General features: G+C 72.7%; 26 protein-coding genes. 9 read left to right on the top strand and 17 right to left on the bottom strand.

The window, feature by feature from the left end:
- Positions 1-69 precede the first annotated feature (69 nt).
- Together V1633_RS02770 and V1633_RS02765 are read right to left on the bottom strand one after the other, a co-directional pair.
- Entirely contained in the window at positions 70-930 is an 861-nt protein-coding gene (locus V1633_RS02770) for a Clp protease N-terminal domain-containing protein (RefSeq protein WP_331212525.1), read from the bottom strand.
- 69 nt (positions 931-999) lie between these two features.
- Positions 1,000-1,416 carry a hypothetical protein gene (locus tag V1633_RS02765; protein ID WP_331212524.1) on the bottom strand — a complete coding sequence of 139 codons (417 nt, stop codon included), beginning with the start codon at positions 1,414-1,416 and terminating at the stop codon, positions 1,000-1,002.
- Positions 1,417-1,814: 398 nt separating this feature from the next.
- Here V1633_RS02765 and alaS point away from each other — a divergent pair, with 398 nt between their 5' ends.
- Complete coding sequence (gene alaS / locus V1633_RS02760) at positions 1,815-4,490, top strand: alanine--tRNA ligase (RefSeq protein WP_331212523.1); 2,676 nt, start codon at positions 1,815-1,817, stop codon at positions 4,488-4,490.
- A 65-nt stretch (positions 4,491-4,555) separates the two neighbouring features.
- Here the strand turns inward: alaS and V1633_RS02755 are convergent, their stop codons facing one another.
- Both V1633_RS02755 and V1633_RS02750 read right to left on the bottom strand, forming a co-directional pair.
- Complete coding sequence (locus tag V1633_RS02755; protein ID WP_331212522.1) at positions 4,556-5,194, bottom strand: hemerythrin domain-containing protein; 639 nt, start codon at positions 5,192-5,194, stop codon at positions 4,556-4,558.
- A gap of 47 nt (positions 5,195-5,241) precedes the next feature.
- Entirely contained in the window at positions 5,242-5,589 is a 348-nt protein-coding gene (locus V1633_RS02750) for a DoxX family protein (RefSeq protein ID WP_331212521.1), read from the bottom strand.
- Positions 5,590-5,707: 118 nt separating this feature from the next.
- Here V1633_RS02750 and V1633_RS02745 point away from each other — a divergent pair, with 118 nt between their 5' ends.
- From V1633_RS02745 to V1633_RS02735, 3 genes are all read left to right on the top strand, one after another.
- Positions 5,708-6,163, top strand: a complete 456-nt coding sequence (locus V1633_RS02745) for a MarR family winged helix-turn-helix transcriptional regulator (protein WP_331212520.1) — start codon at positions 5,708-5,710, stop codon at positions 6,161-6,163.
- Positions 6,164-6,212: 49 nt separating this feature from the next.
- Positions 6,213-6,674 (top strand): pyridoxamine 5'-phosphate oxidase family protein, encoded by a 462-nt coding sequence (locus V1633_RS02740; protein WP_331212519.1) that lies wholly within the window; start codon positions 6,213-6,215, stop codon positions 6,672-6,674.
- 152 nt (positions 6,675-6,826) lie between these two features.
- Positions 6,827-7,714: an SDR family NAD(P)-dependent oxidoreductase gene (locus V1633_RS02735; protein ID WP_331212518.1), complete on the top strand. Its 888-nt coding sequence runs from the start codon at positions 6,827-6,829 to the stop codon at positions 7,712-7,714.
- A 117-nt stretch (positions 7,715-7,831) separates the two neighbouring features.
- Here V1633_RS02735 and V1633_RS02730 read toward each other — a convergent pair whose 3' ends face one another.
- The 4 genes from V1633_RS02730 to ccmA all read right to left on the bottom strand — a co-directional run bounded on the left by V1633_RS02730 (position 7,832) and on the right by ccmA (position 11,616).
- Positions 7,832-8,692: a hypothetical protein gene (locus V1633_RS02730; RefSeq protein WP_331212517.1), complete on the bottom strand. Its 861-nt coding sequence runs from the start codon at positions 8,690-8,692 to the stop codon at positions 7,832-7,834.
- 80 nt (positions 8,693-8,772) lie between these two features.
- Complete coding sequence (locus V1633_RS02725; RefSeq protein WP_331212516.1) at positions 8,773-9,237, bottom strand: hypothetical protein; 465 nt, start codon at positions 9,235-9,237, stop codon at positions 8,773-8,775.
- 184 nt (positions 9,238-9,421) lie between these two features.
- Positions 9,422-10,981 carry a DUF6297 family protein gene (locus V1633_RS02720; RefSeq protein WP_331212515.1) on the bottom strand — a complete coding sequence of 520 codons (1,560 nt, stop codon included), beginning with the start codon at positions 10,979-10,981 and terminating at the stop codon, positions 9,422-9,424.
- Between the two features lie 2 nt (positions 10,982-10,983).
- Positions 10,984-11,616, bottom strand: a complete 633-nt coding sequence (gene ccmA / locus V1633_RS02715) for a heme ABC exporter ATP-binding protein CcmA (protein ID WP_331212514.1) — start codon at positions 11,614-11,616, stop codon at positions 10,984-10,986.
- An 86-nt stretch (positions 11,617-11,702) separates the two neighbouring features.
- Between ccmA and V1633_RS02710 the strand changes: the two genes are divergently transcribed.
- From V1633_RS02710 to V1633_RS02695, 4 genes are all read left to right on the top strand, one after another.
- Positions 11,703-12,041: a PadR family transcriptional regulator gene (locus V1633_RS02710; protein ID WP_331212513.1), complete on the top strand. Its 339-nt coding sequence runs from the start codon at positions 11,703-11,705 to the stop codon at positions 12,039-12,041.
- Positions 12,038-12,892, top strand: coding sequence for an ATP-binding cassette domain-containing protein (locus V1633_RS02705; RefSeq protein WP_331212512.1), 855 nt, complete (start codon positions 12,038-12,040; stop codon positions 12,890-12,892). The genes V1633_RS02710 and V1633_RS02705 overlap by 4 nt, the downstream gene beginning before the upstream one ends.
- Positions 12,889-13,581 carry a hypothetical protein gene (locus V1633_RS02700; protein WP_331212511.1) on the top strand — a complete coding sequence of 231 codons (693 nt, stop codon included), beginning with the start codon at positions 12,889-12,891 and terminating at the stop codon, positions 13,579-13,581. Before V1633_RS02705 ends, V1633_RS02700 begins: the two co-directional genes overlap by 4 nt.
- 231 nt (positions 13,582-13,812) lie before the next feature.
- A complete protein-coding gene (locus V1633_RS02695) occupies positions 13,813-14,991 on the top strand; it encodes an MFS transporter (RefSeq protein WP_331212510.1) in 1,179 nt (392 codons plus the stop codon).
- 31 nt (positions 14,992-15,022) lie between these two features.
- On the opposite strand, the gene V1633_RS02690 is transcribed toward V1633_RS02695, so the two are convergent.
- The 8 genes from V1633_RS02690 to V1633_RS02655 all read right to left on the bottom strand — a co-directional run bounded on the left by V1633_RS02690 (position 15,023) and on the right by V1633_RS02655 (position 23,442).
- Positions 15,023-15,979 carry a hypothetical protein gene (locus V1633_RS02690; RefSeq protein WP_331212509.1) on the bottom strand — a complete coding sequence of 319 codons (957 nt, stop codon included), beginning with the start codon at positions 15,977-15,979 and terminating at the stop codon, positions 15,023-15,025.
- A gap of 48 nt (positions 15,980-16,027) precedes the next feature.
- Positions 16,028-18,058: an amylo-alpha-1,6-glucosidase gene (locus V1633_RS02685; RefSeq protein ID WP_331212658.1), complete on the bottom strand. Its 2,031-nt coding sequence runs from the start codon at positions 18,056-18,058 to the stop codon at positions 16,028-16,030.
- Between the two features lie 28 nt (positions 18,059-18,086).
- Positions 18,087-18,482: an SCP2 sterol-binding domain-containing protein gene (locus V1633_RS02680; RefSeq protein WP_331212508.1), complete on the bottom strand. Its 396-nt coding sequence runs from the start codon at positions 18,480-18,482 to the stop codon at positions 18,087-18,089.
- Between the two features lie 26 nt (positions 18,483-18,508).
- On the bottom strand, positions 18,509-20,572 hold the full coding sequence (locus tag V1633_RS02675) for an amylo-alpha-1,6-glucosidase (RefSeq protein ID WP_331212507.1): 2,064 nt from the start codon (positions 20,570-20,572) through the stop codon (positions 18,509-18,511).
- Entirely contained in the window at positions 20,569-20,964 is a 396-nt protein-coding gene (locus V1633_RS02670) for an SCP2 sterol-binding domain-containing protein (protein WP_331212506.1), read from the bottom strand. Before V1633_RS02670 ends, V1633_RS02675 begins: the two co-directional genes overlap by 4 nt.
- Positions 20,965-21,204: 240 nt before the next feature.
- Positions 21,205-21,621 carry a CBS domain-containing protein gene (locus V1633_RS02665; protein ID WP_331212505.1) on the bottom strand — a complete coding sequence of 139 codons (417 nt, stop codon included), beginning with the start codon at positions 21,619-21,621 and terminating at the stop codon, positions 21,205-21,207.
- Between the two features lie 292 nt (positions 21,622-21,913).
- Positions 21,914-22,351: a PPOX class F420-dependent oxidoreductase gene (locus V1633_RS02660; RefSeq protein WP_331212504.1), complete on the bottom strand. Its 438-nt coding sequence runs from the start codon at positions 22,349-22,351 to the stop codon at positions 21,914-21,916.
- Positions 22,352-22,416: 65 nt separating this feature from the next.
- Entirely contained in the window at positions 22,417-23,442 is a 1,026-nt protein-coding gene (locus tag V1633_RS02655) for an aspartate-semialdehyde dehydrogenase (RefSeq protein ID WP_331212503.1), read from the bottom strand.
- 173 nt (positions 23,443-23,615) lie between these two features.
- Between V1633_RS02655 and V1633_RS02650 the strand changes: the two genes are divergently transcribed.
- Complete coding sequence (locus tag V1633_RS02650; protein ID WP_331212502.1) at positions 23,616-25,022, top strand: ArnT family glycosyltransferase; 1,407 nt, start codon at positions 23,616-23,618, stop codon at positions 25,020-25,022.
- Between the two features lie 162 nt (positions 25,023-25,184).
- Here the strand turns inward: V1633_RS02650 and V1633_RS02645 are convergent, their stop codons facing one another.
- Complete coding sequence (locus V1633_RS02645) at positions 25,185-26,528, bottom strand: M16 family metallopeptidase (protein ID WP_407951951.1); 1,344 nt, start codon at positions 26,526-26,528, stop codon at positions 25,185-25,187.

Raw genomic sequence — 26,528 nt, 5'->3', positions numbered from 1 at the left:
GCAGCAACGCCGCCGCGCGGCCCCGGAGCGCCGGGCGCGACGCCCACCGGTCGGGTCGGGCCGTCACGGTCACTCGTCGGCGGTGAGGCCGGCCCGCCGCTCGAGGCGTTCGAGGCGGGCGACGACAGGCTGGAGTTCCTGCCGGATCGCGGCGGCGAGCATGCCGGCGACCTGCGCCGGGCCGACGGCGGCCCCGGCACCCGGTCCGGCCGACGGCGCCGCACCGGCAACCGTCGGCGCCCCGGCCGCGCTCGCCGCGGCGGTGGCCGTCGCCGTCTCGCCGGCCGGAGCGGTGGACTGTCCGGTCTGGGCCCGCAGGTGTACGTATCCGGCCAGCGCCGCGGCGACGGCCCGGCGGGTCAGTCGCAACTCGGCGCCGAGCGAGCGGAGCACCTGACCGGCGGTGCCCTCCGGCTCGCCGATCAGCCCCAGCAGCAGATGTTCGCAGCCGACGTAGTTGTGACCGAACGCGGTCGCCTCGGTGACCGCGAGTTCCAGGGCGTTGGCCGCCGGGCTGGTGAAGTGCGGCGACGTGCCCGGGTCGAGGCCGGGTTCCGCCGTCGTGCGCCCGGCGAGGGCCTGTCCCACCCGCTCGGGCTCAATCTCCTCGACCCGCAGCACGTGCAACGCGAGGTTGCCCCCTTCGGCGAGCAGACCGCCGAGCAGGTGCCCCGTGCCGACACCCGGCGTGCCGTCCGCGCGGGCCCGCTCGACCGCGAGTTTGACCGTCACCCGGGCCCGCTCGGTGAAACGCGGCAGCCGCGCGGCCAGGTCGGCGTCGTCGAGGTCGACCAGGGCGGTCTCCCGGATGGCGGTGACCCGCCGCACCGCCTGTTCCAGGGCGCGCTGGCAGACGGCCGAGACCGGCACGCCGGAAGCCCTGACCGCCTCCGCCAACTCGTCGGGCAGATAAACGTTGATCTTCGGCATCGCCCCTCCTCCTGGCCACCGGCCCCTGGGAGGACACTATAACCCCCATAGGGTTATAGGATGTCGACGCTACATCAGATCGGCCTCATCATCCGCCACCGGTCCACCCAGCTCCCCCGTCCCGTACGGGTCGAGGACCTGTCGGACCCGGCGGCCCCAGCGTTCGTGCGCGGCCTGTCGGCTCACCCCGGCGGCGCGCGCGATCAGCTCCCAGGTGACCCCCCACCGACGCAGCCCGACCACACTGCCGAGCGGGTCGACCCCGGTGGCCAGGACGATCCGGAAGTGCAGCAGCTGGCCGGCCACCTCCCGGTGCCGGCCCACCTCCCCGGCCTGCTCGGCCGACCACTCCGGGGTGCCGGGCAGGGGGCGGGGGCCGATCAGCAGGTCGGCCTGACGGCTCGCCTCGTTCACCGCGGCGCTGACGCACGCCTCGGCCGCGCCGGTCACGTCGAGGCGCAGCGCGGACGTCACAAGTTGTTCCATGTTGTCAGGCTAGACCTGACAGGGCAGGACCGTCAAGGAACTCTTGACAGCTGGTAACGGGTCGCGCTCCGCCGCCTCCCGAGATAAGCTCGCCGCGCAGGTCGTCGGCCCGCCAGGACGTCCCCGAGGGACGGACCGCCAGGCGGCGGAGCCGACCCGCACCGAGTCGACCGGAGAGACACGGATGCCCACGGCAGGACGGCGAGCTAGCCACGCCGAGCTGGGGAACGAGGACAGCGTCCTCGCCTGAGCCCCTCGGCCTGGCTCGGCGCACCTGCTTCCGGCCCCGTCAGCCGTGCGAACGCGCCCTGGACGGGCACCGCGAGGACCCGTGACCCCGGCCACCCGCCGCCACGGGCTCCGGTGCGCGCTCGCCACCGTCCGACAAGGACAGTGCCATGCGATCCACCGACATCCGCCAGACCTTCCTCGACTACTTCACCGACCGGGACCACCTGCGGGTCCCGTCGGGTCCGCTGATCCCCACCGATCCGACGCTGCTGCTCACCATCGCCGGGATGAACCAGTTCAAGCCGTACTTCCTCGGCGAGGAACGGCCACCGCACAGCCGGCTGACCAGCGTGCAGAAGTGCGTACGGACCAACGACATCAACAACGTCGGCCGGACCGCCCGGCACGCCACCTTCTTCGAGATGCTCGGCAACTTCTCCTTCGGCGACTACTTCAAAGCCGAGGCGATGGCGTACGCGTGGGAGTTGTTCACCCGGCACTACGGCCTGGACCCCGGACGGCTCTGGGCCACCGTCCACCACGACGACCACGAGTCCGCGGCGCTGTGGCGGCGGATCGGCATACCGGAGTCCCGGATCCAGCGCCTCGGCATGGCCGACAACTACTGGTCGATGGGGGTGCCCGGCCCGTCCGGCCCGTCCGCGGAACTCTGCTACGACCGGGGTCCCGCCTTCGGTGCCGAGGGTGGCCCGGCGGCGAACGACGAGCGCTACATCGAACTCTGGAACCTGGTCTTCATGCAGCACCTGCGGGGCGAGGGCGACGGCAAGGAGGACTTCCCGATCCTCGGCGAACTGCCCACCCGCAACATCGACACCGGACTCGGGATGGACCGCCTCGCCGCGATCCTGCAGGACGTCGGGACGGTCTGCGAGACCGACCTGCTCGCCCCCACCCTCGGCCTGGTGCAGGAACTGGCCGGGCGGCCGTTCCCGGGCCGCGACGGCAGCCCCGGTTCCGTCTCGTTCCAGGTGGTCACCGAACACGCCCGGACCGTGGCGTTCCTGATCGCCGACGGGGTGCTGCCCGGCAACGAGGGTCGGGGCTACGTGCTGCGCCGGCTGATGCGCCGGGCGGTCCGGCACGCCCGTACCCTCGGCATCACCGAACCGGTGCTGGCCGCGGCGACCGGCAACGTGGTCGACAACCTCGGCGGCGTATGGCCGGAACTCGACAGCCAGCGGGACCTCATCGCGGCGGTCACCACCCGCGAGGAGGAGACCTTCACCGGTACGCTCCGCCAGGGCGGACGCCTGCTGGACGCGGCGATCGGGCGGGCCCGCCGGAGCGGCCTCCCCCGGCTGGACGGCGAGACCGCGTTCGAACTCCACGACACGTACGGGTTCCCGGTCGAACTCACCGTCGAGGTCGCGCAGGCGGCCGGACTGACCGTCGACGAGGAGCGGTACGCGACCCTGCTCGACGAGCAGCGTCGCCGTGGCCGGGGCGGCGGCCGGAACCGGAACGCGGAGACGCTGCGGCGCCGGGAGACGTACCGGGAACTGCTGGGGCGGCACGGTCCCACGGTCTTCGTCGGCTATCCGGAGCTGTTCACCGAGTCCACCATGTCCACCGGGACCGAACTGCTCGCCGTACTCGTCGACGGACGGCCGGTCCAGGTCGCGGCCGAGGGCGACCGGGTCGAACTGGTGCTGCGGCACAGTCCGTTCTACGCCGAGTCCGGCGGCCAGGTCGGCGACAGCGGCACCGTACGCCTGCCCGACGGCACGCTCGTGGAGATCACCGACACCCGGTACGGCGTCACCGGCCTGCACGTCCACGACGGGCTGGTCCGGCGCGGGGAACTCCGGCCCGGTCGGACCGTCGAGGCGGTCCTGGACGGCGAACGGCGGGCGGCGACCGCCCGTTCCCACTCGGCGACCCACGTGCTGCACGCGATGCTCCGGCGCACCCTCGGCGAGCACGCCCGGCAGCAGGGCTCCCTGGTCGCGCCCGGCCGGCTGCGGTTCGACTTCGCCCACTTCTCCCCGGTCGACGAGACCCAGTTGTCGACGATCGGCGCCCTGGTCAACGACTACCTGCTGGACGATCCGGAGGTACGGGTCTGGCACGCGAGCCGGGCCGAGGCGGAGGCGGCCGGCGCCACCGCGTTCTTCGGCGACCGGTACGGCGAGCAGGTCCGGATCATCGACATCGGCGACGCCTCCCGGGAGCTGTGCGGCGGTACCCACGTGGGGCACGGCACCCAGGCCGGTCCGGTCCGGATCGTCACCGAGTCGTCGGTCGGCGCCGGGCTGCGCCGGATCGAGGCGCTGACCGGCCGGGACGCGCTCCGGTACGCGGACTCCGAGCGGCGACTGCTCGCCGAGGTGACCCGGCTGGTCGGTACGCCGCCGGAGGAGCTGGTGTCGACCCTGGCGAAGCGCCTCGGCGCGCTCACCGAGGCCGAGCAGACGCTGCGCCGCCACCGGGACCGGGAACTCGACACGGTCGCCGAGACACTGCTCGTCGGTCGCCGGACGAGCGGCGACGGCTGGCTGGTCAGCGCGATCCGGGACGACCTCACCGCCGCCGAACTGCGTACCGTGGCGACGTCGCTGCTGGACCGCGTCGCGGACACGCAGCCGGTGGTCGCGGTCCTGGCCACCCGGCACGACGGCAAGGCCCAGCTCGTCGCCGGCCTGAGCCGGCCCCTGCTGGACCGGGGACTACAGGCCCGGGAGGTGCTGCGCGACGCGGCCCGGACGATCGGCGGCGGTGCGGGCGGGAACGGCCGGCTGGCCAGCGCGGGTGGCCGGCGGTCCGACCGGATGGTCGAGGCGCTCTCCCAGGCCGAGCACACCGCCCACACCCTGCTGTGAAAGGAGGGGCCCCCTACTATCGTTTTCGGTTGTACAGGGGGCCCTTCCTAACAGCTGGGCGGCGGTCAGAGCTGGCCGTCGAAGAAGCCGTGCCGGGCCAGCGGACCGATGAGTTCCCGCTCCTCGTAGGCGAAGTGCGAGAGCAGGGTGTCGGTGAGCAGGTCGATCGCCTCGGTGATCGGTCCGTAGTCGGTGGGGTTGGCGGCCAGGTGGACCAGGGCGGCGTCGATCCCCTCCAGCACGTGGTGGATCGCCAGGTGCTCCTCGTGCAGCCGGTTCAGCACCGCGGCCAGGTCCGGCTGGCGGTGCCGCAGGTACGGGAAGATGCCGTCGCTCTCCATCGTGTGGTGGGTCGTCACCGAACGGCACTGGGCCTGACAGACCCCGCCGAGCGTCCAGTCGTTGGCCCGGATGGTCATCATGTTGAGCTGGCCGCGGGCGTCGCCGAGTTGCGCCGTGCCGTCCTTGACCTGCTGCAGGATGTCCCGCACCTGACGCAACTCGGCCCGGTAGTGGTCGTGTACGTCGACCAGGTGCCGACCGGCGTACCGGCCGCGGGCGGTGAAGACGACCTCGTCCGGCGGTTCGGGGGCGGTGGGCCGGGTCGCCTCGTCCAGCACGCTCTTCGGACTCAGCTTCTCGGTCGGCGCGACGGTCGGCGTGATGCCGGTCCGCCGGGTCAACCAGCTGTTCTCGGTGGTCATGACCTACCTTCGGTGATCTTCCTGGGGACGGATTGTCCGGTACGTGGTCAGGCGGCGAGGCGCAGGACGAGGGTGGCGACGGCGACCGCCAGTACGACAACCGGAGCGCCCAGTCCCGCCAGGTCGCGGGCCCGGAGGTGGGCGACGACGGCGCCGACGAAGTAGAGGGTGACCCCGGTCGCGGCCGCGACGCCCAGCGGGGCCAGCCAGATTCCGACGACCAGCCCGACCGCGCCGGCGATCTCGCAGCCGGCCAACGGCGGGAACCAGTGCAGCGGCACACCTGCCTTCTGCAGGCTGGCGGTGATCTTGGGGTCCCGGGTGAGTTTGCCGAAGCCGGACATGGCGAGGACGACCGCGAGCAACAGGGCCAGGACGACGTACCCGACAAACATGGGGGCTCCGTTCGAGGAGGCGGTTCGGTGACGGGGAACTCCGCGACGGTAGCAGATAGTTGAAAAAACTAAATGATTAAGAGGTGCCGATCGTATGACCGCCTGATACCGTACCGCCATGACCCGAGGTGCCAGGCCCGAGACCGAGCGGCTCGGCCTCCTCCTCGCCCGGCACGGCGCGATCGCCAACTCCCGGCTCCGCCAGGCCCTCTCGTCGATCGCGCTCAGCCCACGACACGGGATCACGCTGACCCACCTGGCCGGGACCGGTTCGATGACCCAGCAGCGCCTGCTCGACGTGCTGCGCGTCGACCCCAGCGTCCTCGTCACGCTGTTGAACGAGCTGGAGAACGAGGGGCTGGTGCAGCGGCGCCGTGATCCGGCGGACCGGCGGCGGCACATCGTCGAGATCACCCCGGCCGGCTCCGCCGTACTAAAGCAGGTGGAGACCGCCGTCGACCACGTCGAACGCGACCTCTTCGCCGATCTCGACGCCGAGCAGCTCGGTCAACTGCACAGCCTGCTCAACCGCGTCCGTACCTCGGTCAACGATCCCGCCTGTGTCGAGGACTGACCGCACCGGACCGGCGCACGGCCCGAGCGGCCCGACCGGAAGGAGAACCGTGGCCAGCTGGCACGAGATCGAACGGGACGCGCCCGACTTCGCCGCCCGGGTCCGCGACCGGTTCACGGCGGGAACCAACAAGACCATCGCCACGCTGCGTCGGGACGGCTCGCCCCGGATCAGCGCATCGGAACTGGAGTTCGGCGACGGCGAGGTCACCATCGGCATGATGGGCGGCTCGATGAAACTGCGGGACGTGCGCCGCGACCCCCGGATCGCCATCCACAGCCCGACCCTCGAACCACCCACGGAGAGCCCGGAGAGCTGGCCCGGGGACGCGAAGCTCGCCGGTACCGCGGTCGCGATCGAGCCGCCCGCCGACAACCCGTACCCGGACGCCGGGTTCTTCCGCATCGACATCACCGAGGTGGTGCTCACCTACGTCGGCACCCCCGCCGACCACCTGGTGATCGAGTCGTGGCATCCCGGTCCGGGCTGGCGCCGCCGTACCCGTCGCTGACCGCCACCGTCCCGAGCGGAGGCCGTCGGACACCCGGTTCCGCCGGAAGGGACGGGCGGCGGCGCGACCTGACCGCCCGACGGGGTCCCGACCCGGTCAGCGGCCGCCGGCCACCAGGGCCGGCTGGCGTGGCCGGCCGGTACCGTGAGCCGGTGCCGAACTCCCCCGAAGCGGCCGACCCGGTCGCCACCCCTGATCCGGCCGACTCCCCCAACCCGGCCGGCCTCCCTGACCCGGCCGGCGTCGTCGAGTCCGGCAGCGCGCTCCGAGCAGGACGGTCCTATGTGGTCACCGGCGGTGGCCGGGGAATCGGGCGGGCGGTGGTCGAACGGCTCCTCGGCCGCGACGACCACGTCGTGGTGATCGAAAGCGACCCCGCCGCGCTGGCCTGGCTCGCCGCGCACCCGGCGGCGCGTCGCCTGGTCGCGGTGACCGGCGACGCCGCCGACGAGACCGTCGCCGAACGGGCGGCCGAGGCCGCCGACGCCGCCGGAACCTTCACCGGATGGGTCAACAACGCGGCCGTGTTCCGGGACGCCGCCATCCACGACACCCCGGCCCGGGAGATCCTCGACCTGATCGCGCTGAACCTCGACGCCACCGTCGTGGGCTGCGGTACGGCCGTCCGCCACCTGCTCGCCGCCGGCACCCCGGGGGCGATCGTGAACGTCTCCTCGCACCAGGCCCAACGTCCGGTCCCCGGCTGCCTGCCGTACGCGACGGCGAAGGCCGCGGTGGAGGGCCTGACCCGCGCCCTCGCCGTGGACTACGGCCGGTACGGCATCCGGGTCAACGCGGTCGCCCTCGGCTCGATCGAAACCGAGCGTCACACCGGTTACCTCAGTCGGCAGGAGCCGGCCGTGGCCCGCCGTGTCGAGCAGGAGTTACGCGAACTGCATCCGGTCGGCCGGATCGGTCAGCCGGCCGAGGTGGCCGCCACGGTCGCGTACCTGCTCTCCCCCGACGCGGGTTTCGTCACCGGAACTGTCGTACCGGTGGACGGCGGACGGTCGGCCCTCGGCCGGGACCCCGAGTCGTAGCCCGAGCCAACGCCCCCGCGAGCCGGCACCCGGCGAGCGCCCAGGGTCGGGAAGCCAGCCCAGGGTCGGGAAGCCGGCCCAGGTTCGGAAAGCCGGCCCGGGTTCGGGGAAGGCGGCTCAGCCGGCTCGGGCCGCCCGCCAGCGGACCGCGGGGCGGACCCGCCCGTTCGCGCCGCCGGCCGTGCCGTCCGTCGACCCGGCCGACGGTGACGACGGCAGCCAGCGCCGGAACTCCTCGGCCTTGGCGGTGGCGGCGAACGCCTCCTCGCGGAGGCTGCGGGCCGCCTCGGCGGCGACCTCCGCGTCCCGCCACGCGGCCCGTTCCCGCTCGGTGGCCGCCCGGTGCGCGGCGAACAGGCTGTCCCGGACGGTCCTGCGCAGCACGATCTCCTGCTCGACCGGGTGCCGCCGGGGATCCCAGCCGTTGCGGTGGGCCAGCGCGTCACTCAACTGCAGCACCGACAGTTCCTTGCGGGTGCAGGCCGCCATGGCCGCCCGGTGCAGGTAACGCTCCCGGTCGGCGTACTCGGCCGGGGTGCGCGGGGTACGCGGTTCGGGCAGTACGGCGGCCGCCGCGACCCGCCGGGCGGCGACATCGGCCGCCTCGTACGCCTGCCAGGCCGACTCGGCCTCCTCCTGCGCGGTGAGCCATTCGTCGCGGCGCCGCTGCGCGGTGACCGCCGAACGCTCGGCGGCGACGGTCACCTCCTCGGCGTAACGGTGCAGCTCCAGGGCCCGGGACGCCAGCGCACGCCGGCGCTGCTCCTCGGCCCGCAGCGCCGGCTCGGCACCGACCGGGGTGGCGCCGTCAGGTCCGGGGCCGCCGGGTTCGGCCGCCAGATCAGCCGTACCGGTGCCGGAGTGACGCGGGCGCATGATCAGCCCGACGGTCGCGGCCGCGGCCAGAACCATCAGTACGGCCCAGATCGTCATGGCTCGGGGGACGTCGATCAGAAAGTAGTAGAAGATCTTCTCCATTACGGCACCTCACGGGGTGGACGATGCGTTCGGGGCGACTGCTCCGGAGCCGGGCACGCCTTCTCGCGGCATGTCCGGTACTACCCGAGCGGGGGTGCGCGCGATCCGCTCGTCCGTGGGTACGCGCCACCGGTCGGCGACGTCCTCGACCCGGTGCCGGGCAGCCCGCCCGACATCACCGGCCGTTCCGCCGGGGCGACCGGCGCGACGCCGGGCGTCGCAGCCTCCACCTCGGCCGGGTCCGGGCTCTCGCCGGACACCAGGCGGCCGGCGTCGGCCGGGGTCGGGTCGCTGGCGTTCGCGGCGCCCCGGTCCGCCGTGGCGGTGGTCGGCGCCCGGCCCGACTCGGCCGTTCCACCGGACACACCGGACGGACCCTCGGCGACAACGGTGGACGCGCCACCGGTCGTACCGGCCCCGGTGACCGGGACCGGCCGGGCACCACCGGCGCCCAGCAGCAGGGCCATCAGCACCAGGGCGGTCACGAACCGCACCGACCGGCACGCCATCCACCACACGGGGCGGAACAGCGCGACGGATACCACGGAGAAAAACGTACCCCGGTGTGGGCCAAACCGCTCGGTGACGCCGACAGGTGCCAGGCTTGTCACATTCGACCCGGCCACGCGACCCACCGGACCGGAAGCCCTTCGCAGTCAGAGGCCAGCCCGCGCAGTCAGAGATCGGTCCGGGCGGGCAAGGGGCCGGAGGGACGCGGGACCGACCCGCTCAGTCGGGGACCAGACGGACGCGGGACCCGGCCACGATGACGAAGCCGGCCAGGCCGAGCAGCGATCCGGCGAGCTGTGCGGGCAGCCAGCCGGCCGGGTCACCGGTGGCGACCGCCGCCAGGGTCGGCAGGCCGCAGAGCAGTCCCAGGTCCACCGCGGTGACCAGCCGGTGCAACGGCGCGGTCGGCACCCAACCCATCGGGGTGACGATCGGCGGCAGGTCGTGCCGGACGGCGCCCCGGCGGGCGGCCCGGAGCGCGCCGGTCGCGAGTGCCGGGCCGGCCGCGACCCCGAGCAGCAGCCAGGGCGTGACGGGCTCGGCGAACGCCCGGGCGACCAGGGTCAGTGACCCGGCGCTCCAGCACGTCGCGACGACCACCGGCAGGATCGACCGCACGGCCAGCAGTTCCCGCTCGGGCAGACCGAGCAGCCGACCCAACGCCGGCAGGTCCCGGTCCCGCCGGGCGTTCTCGGTCAGCACCCCGGCCGCGACCAGACCACAGAGCAGCCACATCCCGGCGAGCAGCGGCCCGGGCCCGAGGAAACCGGCGGCGAGGACCGGCGGCAGCAGTGCCGCGCCGACCAGGGTCAGCCGGTCCGGAGAACGCCGTAACGTCACCAGGTCGTGGGCCAGCGCCACGAACCGTCCGGGAAACCGGGGCAGGCCGGTACGACGTGGTCGGCGGCCCGCCCACCGGCGCTCCTCGCCGAGCCGGGCCACGATGCCGAGGTCGAGGCTGGCCACGCCGCTGGCCAGCGTCTCCACCTGTACACCACCGGCGGACAGGGTGGTGAGCCGGACCCGGTCGAGCCGGACCAGTGCCAGGCCGGCGACCAGCGCGGCGACGACACCGGCGACGGCCAGCCACACCGGCGGGCCGGCGACCAGCGGTGGGTCGACCACCCGGCCGGGCAGTTCCCCGGCCGCGACCTGCGGCCAGCCCCACGGTCCGAGCCAGCCGAGCGCCGTGGCGGCGCGGGTCGGCAGGTCGACGACGGCCAGTACCGCCGCGCCGGCGCCGAGCAGCAGTGCGCTCCGGTCCAACATGGTCGCCGGCTCGTCGACGAGGGTCGGCACCAGCGTGGCGACGCTGCCGACCAGCAGGCCTGCGACCCCGCCGGCCAGGACGACCGTGCCGAGCGGCGCGGTGAGGGCCCAGGCCACCAGTGTGCCGTGCAGCAGGCCGGCGATGGTGACCAGACCCAGCACGGTGAGCGCCGTGGGCCAGAGCAGTCCGCGTCGACCGGTCGGGCTGGACAGCAGCCAGCTGATCCGGGCCGGTGTGGCGGCCAGCGGCCCGAACCGGGCGGCGACGGCCAGCACGGCGGCGTACCAGAGCAGGCCGAGCGCGAGCAACGTCGTGGGTCCGGGGACGGTCGGCGGGCCGGCGGCGAACCTGGCCGCGAGCTTCGGCAGGACGCTGGCCGCCACCCCGCCGCCGATCAGCACCGTGAGCAGCGCCAGATACGCCCCTTCGAGGCGGCCGGCGGCACCGGTCCGGTTCCGGGCCCGCAACCAGGCCCGGGCCGCCCCGGCGGAGTTGACTTCGGCGGTCACGGTCACCCCCGCCAGTCCGACACGTCGAGGGTCCGGGCCTGTGCCGCGTCGACCAGGGCGGGATCGTGGCTGGCCATCACGACGGCGCCGCCCCGGCGGGCGTAGTCGCGCAGCACCGCGCCGACGGCGGTACGGCCGTCCGCGTCGAGGTGCCGCTCGGGCTCGTCGAGCAGGAGCAGACGGCTCGGACGGGCCAGGACGAGCGCCAGCGCCAACCGTTGCCGCTGACCGCTGGAGAGCCGCCCGGGCAGCGTCGACGCGAACCCGGTGACCTCCAGCCGGTCGGCGAGTGCGGTGCCGTCGAACCAGTCGGTGGCGACCGGACGGTTGGCGTACCGGACGAACTCCAGGTGTTCGGCGGCGGTGAGGTTCGGATACCAGGCGGCGGTCTCCAGCAGACCGGCCACGGTACGTCGGAACGCCGGGGACCGTTCGTCGGCCGGCGCCCCGTCGACCAGCACCTGACCGGCCAGTGGTCGGAGCAGCCCGGCGAGACAGCGCAGCAGGCTTGACTTGCCGGTGCCGTTCGGTCCGGTGACCGCGAGCACCTCGCCGGCGTTCGCGGTGAGGCGCAGCCCGCGTACCAGCACGTGGTCGCGATAGCCGACGTCCAGTCCGTCGGTCCGCAGGATCATCCGTTCATTCTGCCCGCCGAGGTCACCATGCCGGTGACCGACCTAGATAGCGGCGCAAGCTAGATGGCTGTGCTACCGTCTCCGCCGTGGATCAGGAGCGCCGGGCCCAGTGGCTGCGCGGAGTGCTGGACCTGTGTGTCCTCGCCCTGCTGCGGCACCGCGAGTCGTACGGGTACGAACTCGCCCAGTCGCTGGACGGGGCCGGTGTCGGCCCGATCCAGGGCGGGACGCTCTATCCGGTACTGCTCCGTCTGCAACGCACCGGTCTGGTGACCGCCCGGTGGCGGGAGGGTGCGGCGGGACCGGCCCGCAAGTACTACCGAATCACCCCGGTCGGGATCGAGACGCTCCAGCGGACCGCCGTCGACTGGGACGCTTTCACCAGTGGGGTGGGCGTGATCCTGCGGGAGGTACAGACCCGATGAACCAGCACGGCTGGCTCGACACGCTCGCCGCGGAGTTGCGCCGGCGCGGCATCGACCCGGAACTCACCGCGCACGTCGTCTCCGAGGCCGCCTCCCACCTGCGGGACAGCGGCGAACCGCCGCTGGCGGTCTTCGGCCCGCCGGGGTCGTACGCGACGGCCGTCGCGGACAGCCTGGGTGCGAACCCGGCCGCCCCCGAGCGGGTACGGCGGGCCGCGGAACCACGGCACAGCCCGCCCGGGCCGGTCCGGCTCGAGGTACGCGGGATCAGCAAGCGCTACCGCCGGCGTCCGGTACTGACCGGTGTCGACCTGACGGTACGGGCCGGCGAGATCGCCGCGGTGGTCGGCGCCAACGGCTCCGGCAAGAGCACCTTCCTGCGGATCTGCGCCGGCCTGCTCAGCCCGGACGCCGGCAAGGTCCGGGTCCACGGTGCGCTGGGCTACTGCCCGCAGGCCGGGGGCACCAACGACTTCCTCCACCCGGAGGAGCACTTCGTGCTCGTCGGCGCGGGCCGGGGGATGTCCCGGGCGCAGGCCCGGGCGGCCGGCCGGGGTCAGGCCGCCGCGCTGGACTGGGACCCGAGCGGACGTACCCAGGCCCGGCACCTCTCGGGTGGCACCCGGCAGAAACTGAACCTGGTGATGGCGGGGCTCGGCGAGCCGGACGTGGTGCTGCTGGACGAGCCGTACCAGGGTTTCGACCGGGGCACGTACCTCGACTTCTGGCAACAGCTCTGGCGGTGGCGCGCGGCGGGCAAGGCGATCGTGGTGGTCACCCATCTGCTCAACCAACTCGACCGGGTCGACACCGTACTCGAGCTGACCCCGGCACGGGAGACGACAGCATGATCAAGATCTGGACGGTCGCCGAACTCGCCCTGCGCGAGATGCTGCGCCGACGCGGGGTGCTGCTGATCATGCTGCTCCTCCCGCTCGCCTTCTACCTCAGCCGCCGTGGCGACTACCTCGGCCAGTCGATCCGGTTCGTCTGTCTCGGCATCGGCTGGGCGCTGAGCACCGCCGCGCTCTTCGCCGGCAGCGCGGCCCGGGGCATCGAACCGCGACTGCGGCTCTCCGGCTACCAGCCCCACCATCTGCATCTCGGCCGACTGCTCGCGCTCTGGCTGGTGGGCATCGGGCTCTCGGCGCCGTACTTCCTGCTCATCCGGTTCGACCAGCACGACGTCCGGTACGACGCGATCGCCCTGATCATGGTGTTGACCGTGGTCACCGCCGCCCCGTTCGGGCTGGTGCTGAGCGCCGTCCTGCCCCGCGAGCTGGAGGGCACACTGGTGCTGCTGATCGTCGTCGGCCTGCAGATGGTGATGGACCCGGCCGACTCCGCCGCCCGGCTGCTGCCGTTCTGGTTCAGCCGCGAGATCGGCACGTACGCGATCGACCACACCGACGGCGGGTACCTGACCCGGGGGCTGACCCACGGGGTGCTGACCGCCGTCGCGCTCACCGCACTGGTCGCGCTCGCCGCCACGATCCGGCTGCGGCGACGCGCGCACCTGCGTTTCGTCTCGGCCCGCTGACCGGTCGGACCCCTGATCGACCGGCCGAGGCCCTACGGTTTCCGCGTCCGACGCAGTACCCTCCTCGAATGACCCCACTGGACGCGCTCGCCGCCGCGTACCACCAGTGGCTCACTCCCGACCTGCCGCTCTACGGCAACGACCACGAGCGCGCCGACTTCGCTCCCTGACCGGCCCGGTGCCACCCCACCACCCGGCCCGTCCCTCCGTACGCCTCGGGAGCGTTCCGTCATGTCTGCCACCCTCGACACCTCTGCCCGTACCGTCCTGAGAACCCCACAGACCGCCCGCGTGCTGGCGGCCAGCCTGCTCGGGCGGGTACCGCTCGGCGCGGCACCTCTCGCCCTGCTGGTCTTCGCCCGGGAGACGATGAGCCTGACCCTGGCCGGGCTGCTGGTCGGGGCCTACACGGCCGGGATGGCGGTCGGTCAACCGCTGTTCGGCCGGTTCGCCGACCGGTGGCGGCAACCTCCGGTGATGTGGCTCGCGGTCACCGTCTCCACTGTCGGGTTCGCCGTGGTGGCGCTGGCGCTCTCCGATCCGCTGACCATCGTCGCCGCCGCGCTCGCCGGGCTCGGCGCGCCGCCGTTCGAGGCCGGTCTGCGGGTGCTGTGGCGGGACCTGCTGCCCGAACACCAGGTGCACACGGCGTACACGTTGGACACCGCGACCCAGGAGATGATCTTCGTGGTCGGGCCGGTGCTCACGCTCGGCGCGGTGGGCCTGGCCGGGCCGGTCGGCGGTCTGGCCGCCGCCGCGCTGTGCCAGGTCGTCGGTACCGTCTGGTTCACCACCACCCCGGTGGTCCGCCGCTGGAAGGGGGTGCCGGCGGTACGGCACTGGGCCGGACCGCTGCGGGCCGGCCGGCTCCGCCTGATCCTCGGCGCGCTGGTGCTGGTCGGCGCCGGTGTCGGCAGTGTGGTGGTGGCCGCCACCGGCTACGCCGAGGCCACCGCCGGCCGCTCCTGGGCCGGCTGGCTGCTGGCCGCGCAGGCGGCCGGGGCACTGGCCGGCGGCCTGGGTTACGTCCGGTTCGCCGCCGCCCGCCGCAACGGCACGCTGCCCCGGGCCGCGGCGGCGCTGGCGCTGGGCTACCTGCCGTTGCTGCTCACCCCCGACCCACCCGTCATGCTGGGCCTGATGGCGATCAGCGGGCTGGCCCTGCCACCACTGCTGACCATCGTCTTCGTCACCATCGACACGGTCGCGCCGGCCGGTACCGCCGCCGAGGCGTTCGCCTGGGCGGCCACCGCCTTCTCGGTGGGCAGCGCGCTCGGTTCCGCGCTGACCGGCGCGCTGCTCGACCGGACCGGCAGCATCACGATCGGGTTCGCCATCGCGCCGGTCACGATCGCGTTGGCCTACGGCATCCTCCGGCTCACCCGACGACCGGCACCGTCACCGACCTGACCCGTCGACCACGCCGGCGGATCCGCCGGGATCAGCCGGCGGGGGCCACCGCCGCCAGCCGGTCGACACCGAGCACGCTGACCAGCAGCCGTTCCCGGGGTCGGCCGAGCAGCCGCTGCGTCCAGTCGACGAAACCGCCGTCACCGACCTCGACCCGGACCCCGTCGCGGTGCACGGCCAGGCTGAAACACCAGCCGGTGTGGTAACACGGCGTCCCGAGCCGGTCCGGGACCTCCCGCAGCACCACGTTCGGGCGGTCCCGGAGCGCGGCCCGGACGGCCTCGGTGACCGGACTGGCCGCCGGATCCAGCAGGGTGACACCGACCTCGACCGACGGCACCCCGGTGGCTCGCAACGCGCTGCAGATCAGCCCCACCTGCTCGGCCGAGTGGCGCCGCTCGAACTCCAGGCCGCCGCTGTCCCAGCCGGCGGCGGCCACCGCGAAGAGGCCCGCGTGGGCGAACCGGTCGGCGCCGGCGGAGCGCTGCGCCCGGATCACCCGTTGCAACGCGGCGAGCCGCACCGGCGGTGCCGACCGACGGGCGCCGGGCCGCAGGTCGCGACGCCGGAGGGCCGCCTCCAACGCCAGCCCCGCCGTCGGATCGGCCGCCACCTCGCTGCCGCGTACGGTGGCCAGCACGTTGTTCTGGTGCACCCCGGCGACGACGGAGTGGGCGCCCAGCGGTGTGACCGGGGCCAGGGTCAGCAGTTCCACCTCGTCGGGTACGACCGAGAGCAGCCGGTCCTCGACCCGCCGCAGCTGGCGGAAGTCGACCGGCGCCGGGGCCACGAACCGGTCCTCGGTGTACCGCCGCAGCACGTCAGCGGGCGTGAGAAAACCGGCCCGGGTCCGGAAGGCGGCGAGGAGCAGCGCCACCAGGTCCGTTCCGGAGAGTTGTACGCCGAGGGTGTTCAGGATCTCGGCGCCGCCGGCCTGGCGTAGCACCCGGGCCAGTGCGGCGCCCTCCAGCGCGTCGGGATCCGCCATCGCTCATCGCTATCACGGCGGCCCGCCGACCACCACCCACCACAGCGGTCACGGCTGGGTCATCCGCAACCGGCCGTGTCCGAACGCGTCGATCCGTCCCCACCTGCCGGGTATGCCGATCAGCTCGATCCGGCCCAGCTCCTCCGGCACCGCCGGGACGATCGTCAGATGCCCCTCGTGCGGCAGCAGCCCGAGCAGGCTCCGGAGCAGCGCCAGCGGTGTGCCGGCCGACGAGGCGAACGGAGAGCACGCCCCGGGGTACTGCACCGGGTACCGGGTCATCGAGCGGTCGTAGCCGGCGAACGCCTCCGGCAGCCGACCCTCGAAGTACCGCGAAGCCTCGATCATCGTCAACGCGATCCGGGCGGCCTCCTCCTCGAAGCCGTACCGGCGCAGCCCCAGCGTGATCAGGGAGTTGTCGCTCGGCCAGACCGCTCCGCTGTGGTAGCCGACCGGGTTGTACCGCTGCTGGCCCCGGGCCAGGGTACGCACGCCCCAACCGGAGAAGAGTTCGTCGCCGAGCAGCCGGGCGGCGACCAGGGGGGCCCGGTCCTCGGACACGATCCCGCTCCACAGCAGGTGCCCCATGTTCGAGGCGACGGCGTCGACCTGACCGCCCTCCGCGTCGAGTGCCAGCGCGTAGTACTCCCCGTCGGCGATCCAGAAATCCCGGTTGAACCGTGCCTTCAGCTCCTCCGCCTCCCGGATCAGCTGGTCCGCGAACGCCGGGTCGTTCCAGAAGGTCCGGGCCAGCCGGGCCGCCCGGATCTTCGCGTCGTACGCGTACCCCTGCAGTTCACAGGTGGCCCGGGGGTGGCCGGGCATGCGACCGTCCCGGTAGGAGATGGCGTCCCAGGAGTCCTTCCAGCCCTGGTTCTCCAATCCGCCCGGGGCGCGCCGCTCGTACCAGACGTAGCCGTCGCCCATCAGATCGCCGTAGGTGTCGAGCCAGGTGAGCGCCGCGCGGGCCTCGAACTCGAACTGACGCACGGTCTCCGCGTCGCCGGTCCACTGCTCGTACTCGTCGAGCAGGATCACGAACAGCGGTGTGCTGTCCGCCGCCCCGTAGTACGTCGTCCTCGGCTGCTCCTCGAAACCACCCGGCTCGCCGTACCGGATCTCGTGCAGGATCTTGCCGGGTTCCTCGTCGCGGAAGTCGTCGATCCGGCCGCCCTGGAGCAGCGCCATCACCCAGAGGGTGTGCCGGGCGATCTCCGGCACGAAGGGCAGCGTCTGGTAGCCGGTGAGCATGCTGTGCCGGCCGAACAGGGTCATGTACCAGGGCAGTCCGGCCGCGGTCAGCCGTACCTGGCTGGTCAGCCCGATGTACTGCAGCGCGGCGAGGTCGATCATGCTCCGCCGGTACGTCCGCTGCAGCGCCTCGGAGTCACAGGTGAGCTGCGGTGCCCGGGCCAGCCACTCGGCGAGCTCACGCCGCTTCTCCGGTCGGGTCTCGGTGTAGCCGCGTACGCTCTCCCGCACGTCGCGGCCTTCCGCGCCGCGGATGATGCCGATCGCCTGGAGTGTGGTCGACCAGGTCCCGTGCGCACCGAGTTCTATCCGGAAGGTGAGCCCGTCCTCGTCCACCTCGGCGGGTTCGGTGCTGCTGATGACGGTCTCCGTCACGTGCCGGTTCCGCTGGTGGCAGAAGCGCAGCCGGTCGCCCTCCACCGTGCGGGTCGTCTGCCCCGGCCTCGGACGTGCCTCCCGGGCGTCGAACAGGTCCGCGAAGTCACAGCCGATCTCGACCCGTACGGTGAGCACGGCGGGCTCGTCCCGGTGGTTGAGTACGGTGAGCCGCTCCTCGAACCGGCCGCCGAGCGAGCGGTGCCGGATCACCGACGTCTTCGCGTCGACGTAGTGGGTCGGCTCACCGGGCACCAGGAAGAACCGGGACTCGAAGTACTGCAGGTCGTCCACGGAGAGTGCGTTCAGCCGCTCGCCGTCGACGGTGAGCACCCACTTCGAGATGAACCGGGTGTCCCAGGCGAAGAGTCCGGCCGGATAGTCCGGCGACGGGTCGACGTCACCCCGGGCGTCACTGAGCATGAAGGTGTTGCCGTCGAGGATGCTCACCATGTTCTTCACCGTCGCGGCCTCCGTTCCGTCATCGCCGGATCCCGCGGCCGGCGAACCGTTCCCGGACCCGCTCACGGGGATCGCGGGTGCCGGGAGGCGACGGGAAGGCCCGCCGGAACATCAGCAACAGCGGCAGGTTGCCCTGCACGGCCAGGTCGTTGCGGTTGTAGGCGGTGATCACGTGGGACTCGCCGAGCGCGAAGTGGTCGAAGAGCCGCTGCTCGGTGCTGACCACACAGTCCGCCTCCCGGTTCTCGCGAGAGACGAGCACGTTGCCCCGGTTGATCGCCACGTACCAGTGATTGACCCGACCCTCGCCCGCGTCGAGGTCGAACCGGATGCTGCCCCTGGCCTTGTCGGGCAGGACCTCCGGCCCGTGTTCCTCGAGCCAGGCGAAGAAGTCCGTGGTCGGATCTTCCACCATCGGAATCGTTCCTCCCTTCCCGGCGGTCACTCGACATCACGGCGTGGGGAGCGGACGTGTTCGCCACGTCCCCGGCCGAAGGCGTCGATCAGCCCCCACCGGCCGGGGATGTCGAGCAGTTCCATCCGTCCCAACCGCTCCGGCATCGCCGGATCCACCACCAGGTGCTCGCCGTGCGGCTCCAGACCGAGCAGGGTCCGGATCATCAGCATCGGGGTGCCGGTAGACCAGGCCTGCGGGCTGCAGGCGGTCGGGTACTGGACCGGATACTTGGTGAGCGCCCGGTCGTAGCCGGCGAACGCCTCCGGCAGCCGCCCACCGAAGTACTGCCCCGCGTCGATCATCGCCTCGGCGATCTGCCCGGCCTCCTGTCGGAAGCCGTACCGGCGCAGACCCCAGGCGATCAGCGAGTTGTCGAACGGCCACACGGTGCCGACGTGGTAACCGACCGGGTTGTACCGGCCCTCGCCCTCGGCCAGCGTCCGGACACCCCAACCGGAGAAGAGCCGCGGCCCGAGCAGGTGTTCGGCGACCTTCGCGGCCCGGTCGTCGTCGACGATCCCGCTCCAGAGCAGGTGCCCGATGTTGGAGGAGAGCGCGTCGACCTGCCCGCCCTCGGTGTCCAGGGCCAGCGCGTAGTACTCGCCCTCGGCCACCCAGTAGTCCCGGTTGAACCGCTGCTTGAGTTCCGCCGCCTCGCGCTCCAGCCGGTCCGCGTAGAGCGGGTCCTGCCAGAACAGCCGGGCCATCCGGGCGCCGCGCATCTTGGCGTCGTACGCGTAGCCCTGCAGTTCGCAGGTGGCGCGGGGAAACGCCGGCAGGCGCCCCGACGAGTACGAGATGGAGTCCCAGGAGTCCTTCCAGCACTGGTTCTCCAGGCCGTTGCGCAGGTTCCGCCGTTCGAACCAGACGTAACCGTTGCCCATCAGGTCGCCGTACCGGTCGATCCAGTCGAGCGCGGCACGGGTCTCGTGCTCCAACTCGGTGACCAGCCCGACGTCCCCGGTCCACCGCTCGTACTCGTCGAGCAGGATCACGAACAACGGGGTCGAGTCGGCGGATCCGTAGTACGGCGAGTGCGGCTGCTCCTCGAACGCGGTCGACTCGCCGTACCGGACCTCGTGCAGGATCTTGCCCGGTTCACGTTCCCGGAAGTCGTCGAGGGTGAGGCCCTGGGCCATCGCCAGGTAGCGCAGCGTCGGCGCGGTCAGCTCCGGGGTGAACGGCAGCGTCTGCAGGCAGGTGATGATGCTGTCCCGCCCGAACAGGGTCATGAACCAGGGCAGGCCGGCGGTCGGCAGCCGGTCCGAGGTGGACAGTGGCGAGTAGCGCAGCGCCGCCAGGTCGATCAGGCTCCGCTCGTACGTCTCCTCCAGCGGTTCCGAGTCACTGGTCAGCTTCGGCGCCCGGGCCAGCCACTCGTCGAGGTCCGTGCGCATCTGTTCCCTGGTACGGCTGCGGTGCCGCTGGATGCTCAGCCGGATGTCCCGCCCGCCGGCCCCCTCCACCAGGGTCTCCACCTTCAGCCGGGTCCCCCACTGCTCGTGTGCCGCGAGGTGCAGCGAAAAGGTGAGCCCGGCCTCGTCGTACTCGGCCGGGGCGCTGGACGTGACGATGGCCTCCCGCCGGAACGTCTCCCGCTGGTAGTAGAGCCGCAGTCGACCCTCCTCGACCAGCACCCTGGTGCTACCCACCTTCTCCCGGACGTCCTTGATCTCGAACAGGTCCGCGAAGTCGGACTCCACGTTGAGGCGTACGGTCAGGTCGACCGACTGGTCCTGGTGGTTGAGGATGGTCAGCTCCTCCAGGAAGCTGCCGCCGACCGAACGGTGCCGGATGATCGAGAACTTGGCGTCGACGTAGTGCGTCGGCTCGCCCGGCACCAGGAAGAACTGGGACTCGAAGTACTGCAGGTCGTCCACGGAGAGCGGGTTGAGCCGCTCGCCGTTGACCCGCAGTTCCCACTTCGACAGGAACCGGGTGTCGAACGAGAAGAGCCCGGTCGGGAAGGTCGGCGAGGGGTCGATGTCGCCCCGGTTGTCGCTGACCACGAAGGTGTTTCCGTCGAGGATGCTGACCAGCTGCTTCATTGCCGCCGCCCCTGCCGCTTCACCCAGTCCCGGGGTTCGTGCGCGCCCGGAGGGCCGGGCACCAGGTGGTTCAGGTAGCTGTACAGCCGCACGTCGCCCTCCACGGTGACCCGGTTACGCAGCAGCGCCGCGAACGGATTCGCCCTACCGGCGGCGATCTCGTGGAAGTACTCGCGGTCGGTCCGGACGGTGCAGTCCGCCCTACGGTCCGTCTGGGTGGCGCTCACGCTTCCCGCGCTGAGTACCAGCAACCAGGTGTCGACCCGGTTGTCCTTCTCCAACTCGAACCGCACCGTGCCACGGACCTTGCCCAACAGCGGATCCGGCCCCCGATGGTTGAGCCCCTCGAAGAACCTGGTGGTCGGATCCATCGCTCCGGTGGTCGGATCCATCGCCCCGCACCTCCCCTTCCGCCAGCCGTTGAGCCGCTGAACCCGGGCCACTGGATCAGCCCGTGGTGCCCCGGCTCGGAAACCACCGGAACGATTCGCCGCGCGGCGGCCCGAGCGGCGCACCGGTCCGACACCTGCCGCCGCGAGCTGCCGCCGGGGCCGGACACCGCGATCACCGGGACGGCCGGGCCCCGACCGGCCACCCGGCAGGGGCCGCCGGCCCGGGCCCCGGCCGCGGAGTCAGTTGTTGGGCTCGTCGGCACTGATGTCGGCCAGTACCGACTGCGGTTCCCGCTCGACGGCGAGGTCGCCCAGGGACACCAGGCCGATGAGTCGGCCGTCCTCCACCACCGGCAGCCGTCGTACGCCGTACGTGCGCATCAGGTCGGCCGCCGCCACCGCGTCGTCGTACTGCGTCACGGTGACCACGTCCTGAGTGAGAATCTGGTTGAGCGTGGCGGTGGACGGATTCAACTCCTCCGCGACACCACGTACCGTGATGTCCCGGTCGGTGACGATTCCGATCACCTGGTCCCCGTTGGTGACGATCACGTCGCCGATGGCGCTGTCCCGCATCTCCTGCGCGGCGGCGGTGAGCGTATCGGTGCCGTCCATGGTCACCAGCCGGGTCGTCATGAACTCTCCGACGGTCGTCATCCCACACCCCTCTCGTGTCGGCGCCGTCTACCCGGACTGCCCCCGGGATAACGCGGTTCACGGAAGGGGTGCCGCCGCGCGCGAGCCGCGGCGGACGGCTGGTGCCGACCTGTTCGGGCCCATCGGTGCTGACTTCGGCCCGATTGTCCGGGCGGCCGAGGACCCGGTACGTGCCATCACCCGGCCGCGCGGCGGTCGGGTGGCCGAGCTGGCCGGCGCGGCGGGGTGGCATCCACCGGGCCGGCACCAGGCCGGCGGCGCGCGTGTCCGACCGCGCGGCGGCTGGACAGGGTCAACCGCGCGGCGGCACGCCGTACACCCGGTCGACCGGCAACCGCAGCACGAGCCGGCGGTCGGCGACCATCGCCCGGCGGTAGTCGTCCCAGTCCGGGTGTTCGCCCTGGATCGCCCGGTAAACCTCGATCAGTTCCTCGACCGCCGCGTCGTGCGGATCCGCCGCCGTGGGGCCCAGGTCCGCGATACCCTCGGCGACCACGTACGACCAGCCGTCCGCGCTGATGACCTGGAAACTCGCCCGGGGGTCCCGACGCAGGTTCGCGGTCTTCGCCCGCCCCTCCGTCACCGAGACCCGGATCAGCCGTCGCGCCGGGTCGAAGGCGTAGTTCACATTGGACAGCTGAGGGCGGCCGTCCCGTTTGATCGTGGCGAGCACGCCGAGCGATCCGGTGCGGATCATGTCGAGCAGGGCCTGTTCGGTCCGGTCGTCCACTTTCCACCCCTCCGTCGCGCTCGCCCCAACCTAGCCGCTCGCCGACACCGGCGCAGCGTCACGGGTCACCGCAGCCCGGCAGCCACCAGCTCGGCGATCTGTACGGCGTTGAGCGCGGCGCCCTTGCGCAGGTTGTCGTTGGAGCAGAAGAACGACAGCCCGTGCTCGACCGTCTCGTCGGCCCGGATCCGCCCGACGTACGTCGGGTCCTGGCCGGCGGCCAGCAACGGCGTCGGCACCTCGGCCAGCGCCACCCCGGGCGCGCCGTCGAGCAGCTCCCGGGCCCGGGCCGGGCTCAACGGGTCGGCGAACCGGGCGTTGACCTGCAACGAGTGCCCGGTGAAGACCGGCACCCGGACGCAGGTGGCGGAGACCCTCAGGTCGGGAATCTCCAGGATCTTGCGGCTCTCGTTGCGGAGCTTCTGCTCCTCGTCGGTCTCGGCCGACCCGTCGTCGACGATCGACCCGGCCAGCGGCAGGACGTTGAAGGCGATCGGCGCGGCGAACTGCCGGGGGGTCGGGAAGTCGGCGGAGGCGCCGTCGAAGGTCAGCCCGGTGGCACCGTCGGCCACCTTGCGTACCTGCTCGTCCAGCTCCGCGACACCGGCCAGCCCGGCCCCGGAGACCGCCTGGTACGTCGAGACGACCAGGCTGACCAGTCCGGCCTCGGCGTGTAGTGGGCGCAGCACCGGCATCGCGGCCATCGTCGTGCAGTTCGGATTGGCGATGATGCCCCGGGGGCGCACCCCGGCGGCGTGCGGGTTGACCTCGGCGACCACCAGCGGCACGTCCGGATCCATCCGCCAGGCCGACGAGTTGTCGATCACCACCGCGCCGGCCTCCGCAACCCGGGGAGCGAGCACTTTGCTCGTGCCCTTCCCGGCCGAGAAGAGCGCGATGTCCAGCCCGCTGTAGTCGGCGGTCTCGGCGTCCTCCACGGTGATCTCGCCATCCCGCCACGGCAGCGTACGGCCGGCCGACCGGGCCGAGGCGAACAGCCGCAGCTGGTCCACCGGAAACCGCCGCTCGGCGAGTATCCGCCGCATCACGCCACCGACCTGGCCCGTGGCCCCCACAATGCCGATCCTCATACCGCGAGGCTACCCAGTCCCCGGGATGGTCCGGCAAGGCGATTACCACCACGGTCACGCACCCGGACGAGCCCCGGCGGCCAGGTCGTTTCCCGCCCCTTCACCCGGCCGCCCACGGGGCGTCAGCCGCCGGTTGCCGAACCGGGCCCCGAACTGCCCCAGAGTGGGCGTCCGTGGACACCAAGCCCGAACTGATCGACGACGGCCCCGAGCCCGGCCCGGTCGACTGGCGGTTGCGCCCGGTCCTGCTGATGCTGGTGGTCGGGCTGGCGCTGATCGGATTCTTCCTGGTCAGCCAGGCGCACACGATCACCTTCGGCGCCTTCAGCCACCCGCCGCTCTACGGCAGATGGGATCCGACCGCCGCACCGGAGGCACTGCTCGTCCTGCCGGCCGGCCTGCTGCTGGCCGCGGTGGGCTGGTTCGTCACCACCAACGTCCGACGGGTACCGAGCTGGCTCGCGCTGACCCTGATCGTCGGTGCCGGCGTTGTCGTCGCGGCGGCGGTCACCCTGGTCCGCGGCGAGTACGACCACCTGGTCCGGGGTGTCGGGACCGGCCCCGACTCGCCCTACTACACCAGTGACATCCACTACGTCGACGAGTTCGGCATCCGGGGCTTCGCCGAACGGCACCCGGAGCTGACGAAGGTCTACAACAGCTGGAACAGCCGGACCCATCCGCCCGGCGTACTGGTGATGTTGAGTGTGCTCCACCGGCTGCTCGGCCCCGGCAACCCGTTCTGGATGTCCACCGCGATCGCCCTGCTGGGCACGCTCGCCGCCGTCTCGGCCTGGTCCCTGGGACGGTCCCTCGGCGGGGAGCGGTCCGGGCGGATCGCGGCCGTACTGTTCGTCGCCGCGCCGGGGCCGCTGATCCTGGCGTACACGATCCTGGACGCCGTCTTCGCGACCTTCCTCAGCACCGCCGCCGCGATGCTGGTACTCGCCGTCCACCGGCTCTCCTGGCGGTGGGCACTGGCGGCCGGGGCGATGCTCGGGCTCACCACCTACCTGACCTACGCCACCGTTTTTGTCACGCTGGCCGCGACGGTCACCGTGCTGTGGCAGGTCTCCGGGGTACGCCGCGTCGTGCGACTGCTCGGGGCGGCGGCGGCCGGCGGCGTACTCGTCCTCGCCGTCGCGTGGGCGCTGCTCAACTTCGACCTCTGGGCCGCCTACCGCAGCGTGCCGCAGACACACACGCCGTACGACCCGTACTGGATCGTCGGCAGCCCGGCCGCGTTCCTCATCTTCGCCGGGGTACCGCTGGCCGCGCTGGGTGCGTTGGGCCTCGTCGTACGGGCACCCGGCGCCCGTCGGGCCGTGCTCCCGCTCGTCAGCGTGCCGCTGATGTTCGTCTGGGCGGCGCTGCCGCCGAGCTTCACCGACCTGCGCCCCGGCGAGGTCGAGCGGACCTGGGCGTTCCTCTTCCCACTGCTCGCCGCCGCGGCCGCGCCGGTGCTGCTGAGCTGGATCCGGGGTCTCGGCGCGCGGTGGACGGCTCCGGTGCTGACCGGCCTGATCACCGTCTCCCTCGCCCAGGCGACCCTGCTGCAGATGCTCTACGACACCTGGTGACCCTGGCCCGGTCGCCGGCCGTACACGCCGCACCCGGCCGGCCTTCGCCGACCAGCACCGCCCGCCGACCAGCTCCGTCCGGACCCGCACCGCCCCGCCGTGACCGCCGACCCGCACCGCCCACCGTGACAACGACGGGCACCGCCCGCCGACCAGTTCCGGTCAACCGGCGACGTCGACGACCTCACCGAGCCCGCTGGCCACCAGGTCGTCGCGGATCGTCGCCGCGTCCCCCTCCACCACCAGGGTGAGCCCCTCGGGGTGCAGGTGTGTCGCGGCCGCCGCCGACACCTCCGGCTCGGTGGCGGAGAGCAGCGACTCCCGCAACGTCGCGTGGTAGTCGTCCGGCAGGCCGTGCACGACCAGGGTGGCCAGCGCGTTCGCGATCGCGGACGGGGTCTGCAACTCCACCGAGAGCTGCCCGGCCCGCCAGGCGCGGGCGACGGTCAGCTCCGCCTCGGTCACCCCGCCGTCCCGGGTACGGCTGATCTCGCCGACCGCGTCCACCAGCGCCGGCGCGGTCACCGCGGTCTGGACCCCGGAACTGACCACGAACCGACCGAACCGCCGGGAGTACCCGAACTCGCTCCGGATCCCGTACGTGTAGCCGCGCACCTCGCGGATCAGGTGGTTGAGCCGGGAGGTGAACGCCCCGCCGAGCACGGTCGCCGCCAGCGTCATCGGTACGTAGTCCGGGTGTGCCCGGTGCGGCGCGACGTGCCCGAGCCGGAGCGTGGACTGCACCGAGCCGGGCCGGTCGACCAGGATGATCCGCCGCTGCCCGGGGACCCCGACCTGGAGCGGACCGCCGGTCGACCCGGGTGCGCCGGAGGCACCGGCGAACACGGTCGTGGCCAGCCGGTCGAGGTCGATCCGGTCCAGGTCACCCGCGACCAGCAGGGTGCCCGTCCGGGTCAGCCACTCGGCGTGGAACGCCGTGACGTCCTCCACGGTCACCGCGGCGACCGAGTCCGGATCGCCGTCCATCGGCCGGCCGGGCCGCTGGTCGGCACCGAACAGGTCGGCGCGCAGCGCGGCGTCGGCCCGGGGGCCGGGATTCGCCCAGTACATCCGCAGCGCGGTCACCTCGTCGTCCCGGACCCGGGTGATGTCCGCCGGATCGAGCCGCGGGGTGCGGACCGCCTCGGTCAGCAGTTCCACCGCGGCCGGCAGCCGGTCCACCGGCACCTGCACGCTGACCTGGAACGCGTCCCAGTCCGCGGAGATCACCAGTTCGGTGCCGAGCCCCTCCAGAGCCAGCGCGTAGCCGGCGGAGTCGCGCCGGGTCGTACCCTCCTCGACCGCCTTCGCCACCACGGCGGCCAGGCCCTCCCGGCCGACCGGCTCGCGGCCGGCGCCGGCGTCCAGCAGCAGCACCGCGACCGCGAGGTTGTGGCCGGGCAGGTGGGCCGCGACCACGTCACCGCCGCCGACGGTCCGCCGGACCACCGGCGGAAAGGTGTACGGCCGGGGCGTACCGGTGGCCGGCCGGTCGGTGGTCAACAG

Source organism: Plantactinospora sonchi, from assembly GCF_036422035.1.
Lineage (GTDB): Bacteria > Actinomycetota > Actinomycetes > Mycobacteriales > Micromonosporaceae > Plantactinospora > Plantactinospora sonchi.
Note: the sequence above shows the minus strand (reverse complement) of the source record. Positions and strands in the feature narration are given on the sequence as shown.